At 59.2% G+C, this 13,533-nt stretch carries 14 protein-coding genes, 1 tRNA gene and 1 pseudogene; 13 read left to right on the forward strand and 3 right to left on the reverse strand.

Translation table 11 applies throughout. The features are described from left to right. Nucleotides 1-146 precede the first annotated feature (146 nt). The 5 genes from tssA to tssE are packed head-to-tail and all read left to right on the forward strand — an operon-like array spanning nucleotide 147 to nucleotide 5,558. Entirely contained in the window at nucleotides 147-1,736 is a 1,590-nt protein-coding gene (gene tssA / locus IBT46_RS13435) for a type VI secretion system protein TssA (RefSeq protein WP_200546094.1), read from the forward strand. Nucleotides 1,737-1,794: 58 nt separating this feature from the next. Further along, nucleotides 1,795-3,549, forward strand: coding sequence for a type VI secretion system baseplate subunit TssF (gene tssF, locus IBT46_RS13440; RefSeq protein ID WP_200546095.1), 1,755 nt, complete (start codon nucleotides 1,795-1,797; stop codon nucleotides 3,547-3,549). Beyond that, a complete protein-coding gene (gene tssG / locus IBT46_RS13445; protein ID WP_200546096.1) occupies nucleotides 3,513-4,598 on the forward strand; it encodes a type VI secretion system baseplate subunit TssG in 1,086 nt (361 codons plus the stop codon). The genes tssF and tssG overlap by 37 nt, the downstream gene beginning before the upstream one ends. Then, nucleotides 4,576-5,121 carry a type VI secretion system lipoprotein TssJ gene (gene tssJ, locus IBT46_RS13450; RefSeq protein WP_200546097.1) on the forward strand — a complete coding sequence of 182 codons (546 nt, stop codon included), beginning with the start codon at nucleotides 4,576-4,578 and terminating at the stop codon, nucleotides 5,119-5,121. Before tssG ends, tssJ begins: the two co-directional genes overlap by 23 nt. Further along, nucleotides 5,121-5,558 (forward strand): type VI secretion system baseplate subunit TssE, encoded by a 438-nt coding sequence (gene tssE, locus IBT46_RS13455; RefSeq protein ID WP_105591183.1) that lies wholly within the window; start codon nucleotides 5,121-5,123, stop codon nucleotides 5,556-5,558. The genes tssJ and tssE overlap by 1 nt, the downstream gene beginning before the upstream one ends. A gap of 28 nt (nucleotides 5,559-5,586) precedes the next feature. Here tssE and IBT46_RS13460 read toward each other — a convergent pair whose 3' ends face one another. The 3 genes from IBT46_RS13460 to IBT46_RS13470 form a co-directional block, all read right to left on the reverse strand. Further along, nucleotides 5,587-6,201: a DapH/DapD/GlmU-related protein gene (locus IBT46_RS13460; RefSeq protein ID WP_200546098.1), complete on the reverse strand. Its 615-nt coding sequence runs from the start codon at nucleotides 6,199-6,201 to the stop codon at nucleotides 5,587-5,589. A 124-nt stretch (nucleotides 6,202-6,325) separates the two neighbouring features. Then, nucleotides 6,326-6,400: transfer RNA gene (locus IBT46_RS13465), tRNA-Arg, on the reverse strand. A 69-nt stretch (nucleotides 6,401-6,469) separates the two neighbouring features. Next, the gene (locus IBT46_RS13470) at nucleotides 6,470-7,396 is read right to left on the reverse strand and encodes a formate/nitrite transporter family protein (protein WP_200546099.1); all 927 of its coding nucleotides are present in this window, start codon (nucleotides 7,394-7,396) and stop codon (nucleotides 6,470-6,472) included. A 270-nt stretch (nucleotides 7,397-7,666) separates the two neighbouring features. Here IBT46_RS13470 and ccmA point away from each other — a divergent pair, with 270 nt between their 5' ends. The 8 genes and pseudogenes from ccmA to IBT46_RS13510 all read left to right on the forward strand — a co-directional run. Further along, nucleotides 7,667-8,284 (forward strand): cytochrome c biogenesis heme-transporting ATPase CcmA, encoded by a 618-nt coding sequence (gene ccmA / locus IBT46_RS13475; RefSeq protein ID WP_200546100.1) that lies wholly within the window; start codon nucleotides 7,667-7,669, stop codon nucleotides 8,282-8,284. Next, nucleotides 8,284-8,943 carry a heme exporter protein CcmB gene (ccmB, locus tag IBT46_RS13480; RefSeq protein WP_200546101.1) on the forward strand — a complete coding sequence of 220 codons (660 nt, stop codon included), beginning with the start codon at nucleotides 8,284-8,286 and terminating at the stop codon, nucleotides 8,941-8,943. The genes ccmA and ccmB overlap by 1 nt, the downstream gene beginning before the upstream one ends. 66 nt (nucleotides 8,944-9,009) lie before the next feature. After that, nucleotides 9,010-9,753: a heme ABC transporter permease gene (locus IBT46_RS13485; protein WP_200546102.1), complete on the forward strand. Its 744-nt coding sequence runs from the start codon at nucleotides 9,010-9,012 to the stop codon at nucleotides 9,751-9,753. Next, nucleotides 9,750-9,983 (forward strand): heme exporter protein CcmD, encoded by a 234-nt coding sequence (ccmD, locus tag IBT46_RS13490; RefSeq protein ID WP_200546103.1) that lies wholly within the window; start codon nucleotides 9,750-9,752, stop codon nucleotides 9,981-9,983. Before IBT46_RS13485 ends, ccmD begins: the two co-directional genes overlap by 4 nt. Continuing rightward, nucleotides 9,980-10,462 (forward strand): cytochrome c maturation protein CcmE, encoded by a 483-nt coding sequence (gene ccmE / locus IBT46_RS13495; protein ID WP_200546104.1) that lies wholly within the window; start codon nucleotides 9,980-9,982, stop codon nucleotides 10,460-10,462. Before ccmD ends, ccmE begins: the two co-directional genes overlap by 4 nt. Next, the gene (locus tag IBT46_RS13500) at nucleotides 10,459-12,411 is read left to right on the forward strand and encodes a heme lyase CcmF/NrfE family subunit (protein WP_200546105.1); all 1,953 of its coding nucleotides are present in this window, start codon (nucleotides 10,459-10,461) and stop codon (nucleotides 12,409-12,411) included. The genes ccmE and IBT46_RS13500 overlap by 4 nt, the downstream gene beginning before the upstream one ends. Continuing rightward, a complete protein-coding gene (locus IBT46_RS13505; RefSeq protein WP_200546106.1) occupies nucleotides 12,408-12,965 on the forward strand; it encodes a DsbE family thiol:disulfide interchange protein in 558 nt (185 codons plus the stop codon). Before IBT46_RS13500 ends, IBT46_RS13505 begins: the two co-directional genes overlap by 4 nt. Nucleotides 12,966-12,991: 26 nt before the next feature. Further along, nucleotides 12,992-13,372 (forward strand): annotated as a pseudogene (locus IBT46_RS13510) (cytochrome c-type biogenesis protein CcmH); the annotation flags it as partial. Nucleotides 13,373-13,533 lie beyond the last annotated feature (161 nt).

The raw sequence follows: 13,533 nt of genomic DNA on the forward strand, positions 1-13,533 counted from the left end.
CGAACGCAACTGGGTAATGGGCCACTGGCGCTGCTGGGGCTGCGCAGCTTCTCCCTGCCGGAAGACATTTTTAGCGTGGACGCCACCGCTCAGGCACAAGTGCTGGAGAGCACGATACAAGGCGATGACAGGGAGGGAATCGATCAATGAACTATCTGCAAAACTTAGTCGCGGCCTGCCAGGCGGATGAGAAGACGCTGTCGGAACGGGCACAGGCGCATATTTCACGCTGGGAGGGCTGGCTGTTGCCGTTAGAAGAGGGCCATCCGACCGGCGACGATCCCGGCTATGACGATGATTTTCAGCGCATCCGTGAGGAGATGAATAAGCTGTCCGGCTTTGATACCGCGCTGGTCTGCACGCTGGCGGAAAAGCTGCTGACCACGGTGAGCAAAGATCTGCGCATCGTCACTTTTTATATCTGGGCACGTCTGCATCAGGACGGTGAAACAGGGCTTGCCGAGGGGCTGGAATTGCTGGCCGGTGCGATCCAGCGCTTTGGCACTGCGCTGCACCCGCAACGCGAACGCAGCCGACGCTCCGCGCTGGAATGGCTGGGCAGCAGCCGCATGCTGGACAGTCTTGCCCTGTACCCGGAAGTCGACATGGCCGCAATGCAGCGTATTGGCGGCGCGCTGCTGCTGCTGGAGCAGGCACTCCGTCGTCAGGATGGCGAAGCCAGCGCGACGTTTACCAGCCTGTGCCAGGCGCTGGAAATTCGCCTGGCTCAGAGCGGCGGAGCAACAAGCCTGGTGCCACAAACCAGCAGCGAAGAGAACACAACGTCGACCAGCGCATCCACGCCGCTGATGACCGCCGTCAGCTCCGGCCGCGACCTGCTGGAACAGGCCAGAGTGCTGGCAAAATACCTGCGTGACCAGCACGGCGGCTGGCTTGCCGGTCATCACCTGATAAAAAGCGTACGCTGGGACACGCTGACCGAACTGCCGCCGCTGGATGCCAGCGGCCGTACACGGCTGGTTCCCCCAAAGCCGGATCACCGCGCACATCTCAAACGCCTGTATCTACAGCAAAGCTGGTCAGAACTGCTGGAACAGAGCGATCGCCTGCTGGCGCAGGGGGTGAACCATCTGTGGCTGGACCTGCAGTGGTATACCTGGCAGGCGCTGGTCAGACAGGACAGTGACAGCGTGCGCGCCGAGATTATCTGTAGCGATCTGAAGGGGCTGATCTCGCGGCTGCCGGGCCTTGAGGCGCTCGCTTTTAACGACGGCACACCCTTTGCCGATGAGGTGACGCTGAACTGGATCAACGTAACGGTGCGCGATGAACTGTCGCAGTGGAACGATGGCCCGGTTACGGCGGCAGCGCCCGCCGGCGATGACGTTCTGAGCCTTGAACCGGAGGTGCTGGCGCTGGCCGACAGCGACGGCATTGAGGCGGCGCTTAACTGGCTACAGGCGCGGCCCGGCATCGTATCCGCCCGCGACCGCTGGCTGGTACGTCTGCTGATGGCGCGGGTTACCGAACAGTACGGAAAAAATGAAATGTCGCTGCATCTGCTTGGTGAACTTGATGACGGGGCACAGGCGCTGACGCTGCAACAGTGGGCGCCTGAACTGATATTCGAGGTAAAAGCCCGCCGCCTGAAGCTGCTGCGATCCAGAGTGTCGCGCAGCGAGGCGGATAAAATCCGGCTGCAACCGGAAATGGATGCCCTGCTTTCCGGGTTGATAGCTATCGATCCGGCACGCGCCGCAGTGCTCTGCGGCTGAGTTCATCCCCGGGAACCAGACCTTCCCACATACCAAAAACCACAACTCAGGTTCTGTTATGGACGATTTAACCCTGCGTTACTACGACGCTGAAATGCGCTACCTGCTTGAAGCCGGTGAAGAATTTGCCCGCGCCCATCCGGACAGAGCGGCAATGCTCAATCTCGACAAGGCCGGGGCGCGCGACCCTTATGTTGAACGCCTGTTTGAAGGCTTTGCTTTTCTGATGGGGAGGCTGCGCCAAAAACTGGATGATGACCTGCCCGAGCTCACCGAAGGGCTGGTCAGCCTGCTCTGGCCACATTATCTGCGAACCATCCCGTCAATGTCGGTGGTGGAATTCACGCCCGAATGGCGGGAAATGAAAGAGATAATGATTATAAATCAGGGTTTTGAAATACAGTCTCGTCCGGTTGGCGATAAAGCAACACGCTGCCGCTATACCACCACCCGTGAGATCGGCCTTCAGCCACTGGCGCTGGAGCAGGCGCGTTTAACGACCGATGCCGAAGGCCGCTCGACAATCTCACTGCGCTTTGCATGCAGCGGTCTGGCCGACTGGAGCCGCATCGATCTGAGCCGTATCCCGCTCTATTTCAACGCCGATGCGCCGCTGGCCTGCGCCATGCATGAGGCTTTTACCATGAACGTGGCCCGGATGTGGCTGCGCCTGCCGGGAGACATCGATCGCCGCCCGCTGGCTGGGCACTTCACCGCGCTGGGATTTGCCGAGGACGATCGCCTGTGGCCGAAGGGCAACAGCAGCTTCAGCGGCTATCAGCTGCTGCTGGAATACTTCACCTTCCGCGAAAAGTTTATGTTCACCGGGCTGTGTGGGCTGGAATCGGTCGAGTTTCCACCATCGCTTCCATGGTTTGAAATCGATGTGGTGCTGGCCGAGCGCTGGGAGCATGACTTCACCTTTAGTACAAAGCATCTGCGCCTTAACTGCGTGCCGGTGATTAATCTGTTTCCGCTGGAATCCGATCCGCTGACGCTCGATTCTCTGCGCACCGAATACCTGCTGCGCCCGATGCGCGTACAGGACGGGCACACCGAGATTTACAGTGTGGATTCGGTCATGTCGGCAAGCCGGCAGGTTTACGTTCCGTTCTCCAGCTTTCGCCATAAGGGCGGGATGATGCGGCATGACGCGCCGGAATATTACTACCACACCCGCGTGCGGCGTGGCCCTTCCGGGCTGCACAGTACCTGGCTGATCCTCGGCGGCGAGGCGTTTGATCGTCATACGGTGCCGGAAAACGAAAGCCTGTCGCTGACGCTGACTGGTACCAACGGACAGCTCCCTCGCCGGGCATTACAGAGCACGCTGCTGGATACCGTTATGAAAAGCACCTCCGTCAGTATTGGTGTCCGTAATCTGTGTGCGCCAACGTTGCCCTGCTACCCACCGGACCGCGATCGCTTCCACTGGCGGGTACTCAGCCACCTCGGCAGTGGATTTTTATCAATGATGGACAACGCTGAGGTGCTGCGCGGCACGCTGGCGCTGTACGAATGGACCGACAGCGAAATGAACCGACGCCGGCTGGAGGCAATTATTGATGTTCGCCACGGTGAAACGGAGCGCTTTGAGCAGGGCTATCTGCTGCGCGGGGTACAGATCGAAGTGACCCTCGACAGCAACGGTTTTGCCGGAAAAGGGGATATCTGCCTGTTCGGTGAAATGCTGAGCCGGTTCTTTGCGCTTTACACCGATATCTACCTGTTTAACCGCCTGATTATCATCCTGCAACCCACCGGAGAACGCCTGGAATGGGAAGAGAAACACAACCGCCGAATTCCCGGCTGACGCCCCGCCTGGAAGCGGACCTGACGCGAATAAACTTTTATCGTTTCTGTCAGCTGCTGGAAAAGCAGGAACCTGCCCGGCCGCTGATGGGCAGCACCAGCCGTCCCTCTGACGACCCGGTTCGCTTCTGTCCTCATCCGGGAATGGGCTTTCCGGCCACGGAGCTGAATGCCGTTGAATATGATGGCGAAGATCAAACCCGGCCACCCGTGGTGCGCACCACCTTTATGGGACTCTATGGCGTTGACTCACCCCTGCCGACGGCATTCCTGGATGATATTAACCAGCAGCGTGAAGGGTACGAAGCGCTACAGGGCTTTCTGGATATCTTCAGCCATCGCATCCTCACTCAGTTTTACCGTATCTGGCGAAAATACTCTTACCCGGCAACCTTTGCCGCAGGGGGAACGGATGCGGTTTCTCAGTCTCTGCTGGGGCTGGTGGGGCTGGGAATTCCGGGCACCGCGAATCATATCGCCACGCCGGTGTCCCGCTTTCTGGCGCTCCTTGGCGTGCTGCGCCAGCCCGGAAAAACCCGGGAGGGGATGCAGGCTCTGGTGCATCTGCTGGCACCGGATACCCGCGTTAACGTCAGCCCCTACAGCCTGCGTCCGGTAAGGACCGATGTGCCGTCAGGTTTTTACGGCGACGAGGATATTTTGCTGGATGGCAACGGCCCGCTGGGGGACGAAGTGATGGATACCAGCAGCCAGCTGCTGGTTGAGCTGCAAACACACAACCCTGAAGAAGCGAGGGGCTGGATGCCGGAAGGCCAGCTCTGGCAGGATTTTCGGGTGATGCTGCGCGTCTATCTGGGGTGGCGGTTTAAAGCGCGTATTCGCCTGACCGTGCCCACCTGCCTGCTGCCCGCTCCGCCGCTGGGTGAAGCACCGCTATGGCTGGGCATGAACGGCGTGCTGGGCGCTGATGGCGACAGGATTCCTGACGATCTACCCGCCACTTTTACCACGGAGCTGGGAAACTACAGCGGCCTGCAACTTGCAACACAGACTCAAGGACAACGACGTGTTACCTACAAATTTAACTAAATCAGCCATCTGGCTGCTGCCGATTCTGGTTCTTAACCTGTCAGGATGCGGGCTGGGTCAGAGCGTCAGCGACGGCACGAAATCTGCCGTATCATCTATTTTCTACAAGAAGATTAAAGTTCTGCACCTGGATTTCGTTGCCCGCGCCGATCTGAATACGGATGCGCGGGAGAATAATTCGCACCCGGAATCCGTGGTGATTCGCGTTTATCAGCTCAGGGAGCGTAAAACCTTTGATAAAACGGTCTATCAGCAGCTGTTGAAAGAGGGCGAGTCGCTGCTGGGCCAGGATCTACTGGCCAGCCGCGATGTCGTGCTCAAGCCGGGCAGTGCCGTGGGCCTTGATATGCCGATGGAGGCCGATGCGAAGTTCGTTGCGGTCGTGGCGCTGTTCCGTCACCCGGACAGTGTGAAACAGGGTTGGAAACAGGTACTGGACCGTGAACAGCTCGATCCGGATAAAGCGCGGGTATTTGAGGCCGGCGCGAACAGCCTCAACCCGATCGCGATCGAGGGGGAGTGATGATGCGAGACCACAACACGCCGTCGCTCTACGAGATACTCTACGGCAACTTTTCCGGCGGCCTCGATCTTCATCAGGTCAGCGAGGAGAACCAGGTGATCCTCTCCGTGCTGGATAATATGCAGCGCATCCTCAACTGCCGGGCCGGTACGCTGGCCCACCTGCCGGACTACGGTCTGCCGGATATGACGCGGATTTTACAGGGGATGCCGGGTACGGCGCATCAGCTGATGAATACCCTTGCCGACGTGCTGCTGAAGTACGAGCCGCGCCTGAAAAAAATCGCGGTAGTGATGCTGGCACAGAAATCCCCCGGCGAACTGCGCTATGCCATCGATGCCGAGCTGAAAGGGATTGGCCTGGTGCGCTACGGCACCGACTTTATGCCGGAGGGAAAAGTGCTGCTGCGCCATCTGCGGGAGCAGCAGTTTATCTAACGGGAGGGGGAGGGCATCACGGTCACGCTCACTCCCACCTGCGGCAAAAGGCCTCAACGTCCGCGTCCTGGAAGTCGGCAAGCCGCTCGATAATCGTTTCCAGCGGCCAGTCCCACCAGGCGATCTGCTGTAGTCTGTGGCCGATCTGCGGTGAAAAGCGCTGCCGGATTGTTTTGGCCGGCACGCCGCCGACGATGGTATAAGGCTCGACGTTTTTACTGACCACCGCCCCGGCGGCAATCACCGCGCCGTCACCGACGGTCACGCCAGGTAGCACGATTGCCGCATGGCCGATCCAGACGTCGTTGCCGATTATCACCTTATCGTCCCGGCGGCGGCTGAAAAATCCGGCGTCGCGCACCGCGCTCGTGGAATAGTATTCCGGGCAATAGGTGATCCGATGCTGCGACGGGCGATCCATCGGATGATTCGGTGCGCCAATACGTACGCTGTTGGCAATCGCCACGAACTTGCCAATCGTAGAATCGGCCACGCTGCAATATTCCCCAACGTAGGAAAAATCACCCAGCCTGCTGTACTCCATCTGGCTGTTCGCCAGCACCTCGCACTGCCTTCCAATATTGCACTCGCGCATACGCACGCTTGGGTCGATCCAGGTTTCTGCTAGCTTTACGTGGCTCATTGACGGTTCTCTCATCGCGGATGGCGTGAGTGTAGGGCCGGGATATGTCGGGAAAATGACGGCAGAGCTGTGTGTTTGAAGGTGGTGCTGCACAGGGTATTGGCTGAGGGAGCGGGTAATAAAATGGTGTCCCCTGCAGGAATCGAACCTGCAACTAGCCCTTAGGAGGGGCTCGTTATATCCATTTAACTAAGGAGACAGCGGCGGGAGTATAGCGCAATTCCTGCCGCAGATTAACTACTTACCGAACTGACTGCGCATTTTACCATCAATTCGCCGTGTGTCCCTGCTGCCTTTGCTTCTCGCGCTTCGCTTTGGCTTCCGCCTCGGCTTTGGCTTTGTTACGCATATCGTTGCGGATTTGCGCGTGGCTGAGCAGGGCAAAAATAAAGGTGCCGCCGATGATATTGCCGGCCAGCGTCGGCAGGGCAAACGGCCAGATAAACTGCTGCCACGGGATGTCGCCGTTAAAGACCAGATAGAAGATCTCGACGGAGCCGACCACGATATGGGCCAGATCGCCCAGCGCAACCAGCCAGGTCATCAGGATAATCACCCAGATTTTGGCGGCACCGGCGGAAGGAAACATCCAGACCATGGTGGCGATAATCCAGCCGGACACCACGGCGTTGGCAAACATCTCGTTCGGCGGATTCTCCATCACTTTCTGACTGATACTGACAAATGCGCTGCGGGTCGCCTCGTCAAAAATGGGCATATGGATAAAGCCCAGCGAGGCCAGCGCGGTGCCGATCAGGTTGCCCAGCAGCACCAGCCCCCACAGCCGCAGCAGCAGCAGCCCGTTACCCACCGTGGGTTTATGCATCATCGGCAGCACCGCCGTGACGGTGTTCTCGGTGAACAGCTGCTGACGAGCCATAATCACGATAATAAATCCGAAGGTGTAGCCGAGGTTCTCCAGTAGAAAGCCGCCCGGCACCTCGTGCAGATTAACCTGGAAAATGCCCTTCGCCATCAGCGAAGCCCCCATCGAAATCCCGGCGGCGATGGCTGAAAACAGCAGCGCCAGGCCGTCGCGCTCCAGCTCTTTTTCCCCTTCCTGACGTATCTGCTCGTGAACCGCGGCGGCGCGGGAAGGCAGCACCTCCTCATCAACTTCAATCTCCTTTCCCTGTTCGCTCTCTTCGCTTTCAACTTCATTTTCAGCGGTTTTATCGTTTGTCTTACTGGTCATCTTTCCCCCGGAGGCACGGTCGTATCCTGTTAAGCGTAGCGGAGTTTTTTATCTGGCAGCGGCGCAGGGGATGAAGGGAAAGCAGGGAAAGGCACGATGTCATGCAATCAGAAGAGTAACAAAGCTTTAACTGCGACGTTTTCATATGCAAATGGAGGTTGTAATAGTGAATTAACCTGGCGTTAGTGTGGATATTTTTCAATGTACTTCCAGGTAGCAGTAGGGCCTGTGATATGATCCATCGCCCTGTATTTAATGTGTGAATTTCCCATGCTGTCTGCCAGAAATCTGACCTGTTTGCGCGATAACCGAACGCTGTTTAGCGGGCTGAGCTTTGCCGTTTCCGCAGGAGAGATTGTGCAGATTGAAGGAGCCAACGGCGCGGGGAAAACCTCGCTGCTGCGTATTCTTGCCGGGCTGAGCCGGGCGGATGAGGGTGAAGTGCTCTGGCAGCAGCAAAGTATTTACCGGCAGCGCGAGGTTTATCACGCCAGTCTGTTGTACCTCGGGCACCAGCCGGGGGTGAAGGCGATTTTGACCCCGTTGGAAAACCTCAGCTTCTACCATGGGGATTGCCCGCAGGCGCTGCTGTTGCAGGCGCTGGAGCAGGTTGAACTTACCGGTTATGAAGACGTTTCGGCGGCGCAGCTGTCGGCGGGCCAGCAGCGGCGCGTGGCGCTGGCGCGGCTGTGGCTGACCCGGGCACCCTTGTGGATACTCGATGAACCGCTGACCGCAATCGATCGAACCGGGGTTGAGGCACTGATGGCGCAGTTTACGCGCCATACCGCAGAGGGCGGTGCGGTAATTCTGACCACTCACCAGCCGCTGCCATCCGGCATGCAGCGGGTCGGCACCGTGCGGCTGACCGCGCCGGAGTACAACTGATGTTCTGGCGCGTGCTGAAACGGGAACTGCGGATTGCGTTCCGCAGCGGATCGGAAGTGATGAATCCGCTGTGGTTCTTTTTGATCGTCATCACCCTGTTTCCGCTGGGCATCGGGCCGGAACCTCAGCTGCTGGCGCGGATTGCGCCGGGCATCGTGTGGGTTGCCGCGCTGCTGTCGTCACTGCTGGCGCTGGAGAGGTTGTTTCGTGATGATTTTATTGACGGCTCGCTGGAGCAGCTGCTGCTGATGCCTGCGCCGCTGCCGCTGACCGTACTCGGCAAGGTGGCCGCGCACTGGATGGTCACCGGCCTGCCGCTGCTGCTGCTATCGCCGCTGGCGGCGCTGCTGCTGTCGCTGGATTATGCCAGCTGGCGGGCAATGGCGTTAACCCTGCTGCTGGGTACGCCAACGCTGAGTTTTCTCGGAGCTATCGGCGTGGGGCTGACCGTCGGGCTGCGGCGCGGTGGCGTATTGTTAAGCCTGCTGGTTCTGCCGCTGGCCATCCCGGTGCTGATTTTTGCCAGCAGCGCGATGGATGCCGCAGGGCAGGGGCTGCCGATTAGCGGCTATCTGGCGATCCTGGGCGCTTTGCTGGCCGCCAGTTCTGCCCTTGCGCCGTTTGCCACCGCCGCTGCGCTGAGGGTCAGCGTGCAGTAGCGTGATGTAAAGTAAACTGCGGCGCGTTACGCATACGATTTTCTTTTATTTTTAGCAGGTTTAATCATGTTGAAATGGATTCATCAACTTAGTAAGCCGGAGCGGCTATATCGAATATGCGGTCGTTTGACCCCCTGGTTTGCGGTCGCTGGCGCAATAACGCTACTGCTGGGATGGGGGTGGGGATTCGGTTTTGCTCCGGCCGACTATCAACAGGGCGACAGCTATCGCATCATTTATATCCATGTGCCCGCCGCGATGTGGTCAATGGGCGTCTACGCCACGATGGCCGCTGCGGCGTTTGTTGGCCTGGTGTGGCAGTGGAAAACCGCCGATCTCGCCGCCGCCGCCATGGCCCCGATCGGTGCCGTGTTTGCTTTTATCGCTCTGGTGACCGGCGCGGCTTGGGGAAAACCCATGTGGGGCACCTGGTGGATTTGGGATGCCCGGCTCACTTCGGAGCTGGTGCTGCTGTTCCTTTATATGGGCGCTATCGCTCTGCGGAATGCATTTGATGACAGCCGGACCGGCGGGCGAGCAGCCGGGTTGCTGATCCTCGTCGGCGTGGTGAATCTGCCGATTATTCACTACTCGGTCGACTGGTGGAACACCCTGCATCAGGGATCTTCCGGCATGATGCAGCAGGCGATCGATCCGAGTATGCGTACGCCGCTGCGCTGGTCAATTCTCGGTATGCTGCTGGTCTTTGTCACTCTTACCCTTATGCGCCTGCGCAACCTGCTGTTGCTGAGCGAAAGCCACCGCCCGTGGGCCGTAGCGATCGCGATGAAAGGAGGGTGCAGGTTATGACTCCGGCATTCTCCAACTGGCAGGATTTCTTCGCCATGGGCGGCTATGCCAGCTATGTCTGGCTGGCGGTGGCTTGTGCACTGCTGGGCCTCGGCGGCCTGACACTCCACACCGTCATCCAGCGCCGCCGGTTACTGACGGCGATCCGCCAGCGTGAAGCACGCGAACAGCGTATTCGGGCGGCAAAAAGCCGTAGAAATCGCCCCGCGTCGGCAGGGGAGCCATCATGAATCAACGCCGCAAAAACCGTCTTATCCTCACGCTGGTGGTGCTGGCTGGCCTCGGCATTGCCACGGCGCTGGTGATGTATGCGCTGCGCGCCAATATTGACCTGTTCTATACCCCCAGCGAAATTATTTACGGCAAAGGGGAAGCGCAGCAGAAACCCGAACCGGGCCAGCGGCTGCGGGTCGGCGGCATGGTGATGCCGGGCAGCGTTAAGCGCGATCCCCATACGCTGAAAGTGTCTTTCCAGCTATACGATAACAGCGGGGTGATTAACGTCAGCTATGAGGGGATTCTGCCGGATCTGTTCCGTGAGGGGCAGGGAGTGGTGGCCCAGGGCGTGCTGGAGGACAGTCGCCACGTGATGGCGAAAGAAGTGCTGGCGAAGCACGATGAGAAATATACGCCGCCGGAAATTACCGATGCGATGAAGAAAAATCATCGGGCACCGGCGTCCGGGGTGAGCCAGGGAGGTCAGCCATGATCCCGGAAATCGGCAGTTTCCTGCTGTGCCTGGCTCTGGGTGTGTCCCTGTTGCTGCTTATCTATCCGCTGTGGGGCGCTGCCCGCCGGGATGCGCGTCTGATGGCGATGGCGCGGCCTTTGGCTGTTGCTCTGTTTACCTGCGTTGCCGCTGCTTTTCTTATTCTGGTTCACGCCTTTGTGGTGAATGATTTTAGCGTGGCGTACGTGGCGGCTAACTCCAACAGCCTGCTGCCGGTCTGGTATCGCGTGGCGGCAACATGGGGCGCACATGAGGGATCGCTGCTGCTGTGGGTGCTGCTGCTCAGCGGCTGGACGCTGGCTGTCGCCCTGTTCAGCCGCAGCATGCCGCAGGAGGCTATCGCCCGCGTGCTGGCGGTGATGGGGATGATCAATCTGGCGTTTCTGCTATTTATTACCCTGACCTCTAACCCGTTTATTCGCACGCTGCCGGATCTGCCGATTGACGGTAACGATCTGAACCCGATGCTGCAGGATATCGGACTGATCTTCCATCCGCCGCTGCTGTATATGGGTTACGTGGGCTTTTCCGTAGCCTTTGCTTTTGCGATTGCTTCGCTGCTGGCCGGCCGTCTGGATACGGCGTGGGCCCGCTGGTCGCGAACGTGGACCCTCGCCGCATGGGTATTTCTGACCGCAGGTATCGTGCTGGGATCGGCCTGGGCCTATTACGAGCTGGGCTGGGGAGGCTGGTGGTTCTGGGACCCGGTCGAAAACGCTTCGCTGATGCCGTGGCTGGCGGGAACGGCGCTGCTGCACTCGCTGGCGGTTACCGAAAAGCGCGGGGCGTTTAAGGCGTGGACGGTGCTGCTGGCGATTTCCGCCTTTTCGCTCAGCCTGCTGGGGACGTTCCTGGTGCGCTCCGGCGTGCTGGTTTCGGTGCACTCTTTTGCCTCCGATCCGGCGCGCGGTATGTTTATCCTCGCCTTCCTGGTGATCGCGATCGGAGGTTCGCTACTGCTGTATGCCATTAAGGGGGGGCGGGTACGCGGCAGAGTGCAAAACGAACTCTGGTCGCGCGAATCGTTTCTGTTGGGCAACAACGTGTTGCTGATCGCCGCCATGCTGGTGGTGCTGCTGGGTACTATGCTGCCGCTGGTACATAAGCAACTGGGGCTGGGCAGTATTTCCATCGGCGAGCCATTCTTTAATACGCTGTTTACCTGGCTGATGGCGCCACTGGCGCTGATGTTGGGTATCGGGCCGCTGGTGCGCTGGCGGCGGGACAGTCCGAAAACGCTGTGGAAACGGCTTGGTGTTGCCGCGCTGACGACCTGCGTACTGTCGATTCTGCTGCCGTGGCTGATGCAGGACCGGATTGAGGCGATGACCGTCGTCGGCCTGCTGATGGCAATCTGGGTGATCCTTCTGACGCTGATGGAGCTGCACGAGCGCGCAACCCATCGTCACGGATTCTTCAGGGGACTGCTGTGCCTGTCGCACAGCCACTGGGGGATGGTGCTCGGCCATCTCGGCGTGGCGGTCACGGTGATTGGCATCGCCTTCAGCCAGAACTACAGCGTGGAGCGTGACGTCAGGATGAAGGCCGGAGACTCGGTGGATATCCATAATTATCATTTCACATTCCGCGCGCTACACAATCTGCAGGGCCCGAACTACTCTGGCGACGTCGGTGTTATCGATGTCACCCGCAACGGCCAGCAGGAGGCGACGCTGTATGCGGAAAAACGCTACTACAGCGTTGCCCGCATGATGATCACCGAAGCCGCGATCGATGGTGGTTTGACGCGCGATCTTTACGCCGCGCTGGGGGAAGAACTGGGCGGAGACTCCTGGGCGGTGCGTATTTACTACAAACCGTTCGTGCGCTGGATTTGGTTTGGTGGCCTGCTGATGGCCGCAGGTGGCGTGCTTTGCCTGCTGGACCCCCGCTACCGTTCGCGTAAAAAAGCGCAGGAGGCGTTATGAACAGGAAAATACTGTTTATCCCGCTGTTCCTGTTTCTGCTGCTGGCGGCTGCGCTGATGTGGCAACTGAGCCGCAACGCCAATGGCGACGATCCCACGCGTCTTGAATCCGCGCTGGTGGGTAAACCGGTGCCGGAATTCCGGCTGGAGTCGCTGGAGCAGCCGGGGAAAGTGTACGACAGATCGGTGATGCTGACCGGTCAGCCGCTTCTGCTGAACGTCTGGGCGACCTGGTGCCCGACCTGCCGGGCGGAACATCAATATTTAAATACGCTGGCAACGCAGGGAGTGCGTGTGGTGGGGCTGAACTATAAGGACGATCGCCTGAAGGCGGTGAACTGGCTGAATACTCTGGGAAATCCTTACATCCTGAGCCTGTATGACGGTGACGGCATGCTGGGGCTGGATCTGGGCGTGTATGGCGCACCGGAAACGTTTCTGATCGATGACAGGGGGATTATCCGCTATCGCCACGCCGGGGATATGAACGAACAGGTCTGGCGGGATGAGCTAGAGCCGCTCTGGCAGCAGTACAGCCGGGAGAGCAGCCAGTGAAGCCGTTTCTGATTGCGCTGGCACTGATGCTGTTGAGTACCAGCGTGCTGGCGGACAGCATCGATACTTATCAGTTTGATTCAGTCAACCAGGAGCAGCAGTATCGCCATCTGACTGAGTCACTGCGCTGCCCCAAATGCCAGAATAACAGCATCGCCGACTCTAACTCGATCATCGCGGCGGATATGCGGCTGAAGGTTTATGAGCTGCTGCACCAGGGGCAAACCCCGGAGCAGATTAAGGCGTGGATGATCGATCGCTACGGTAATTTTGTTTCCTATCAGCCCCCGCTACAGCTCTCCACGCTGATCCTGTGGGCGGGGCCGGCGCTATTTGTTGCCATGGGGGCACTGATCATTGTGCTACGCGGCAGGCAGCGTTTAAGTGTAAGTGATGCCGATGCCGATGCCGATGCCGATGCCGATGCCGATGCCGAAGGCGTGAGTCAACGTGTGGGAGGCAGCCAGTGTTACGACGTTGGTCGGCTGGAACCGAATGCCGGGAGCCAGGCGACGGAGTTCGCGCGAGCGCCGTCCCTGCCGGGAGCGTCAGGTCTGGCGGATGGCGG

The organism is Erwinia sp. S38, assembly GCF_016624545.1.
Taxonomy (GTDB): Bacteria; Pseudomonadota; Gammaproteobacteria; order Enterobacterales; family Enterobacteriaceae; genus Erwinia; species Erwinia coffeiphila.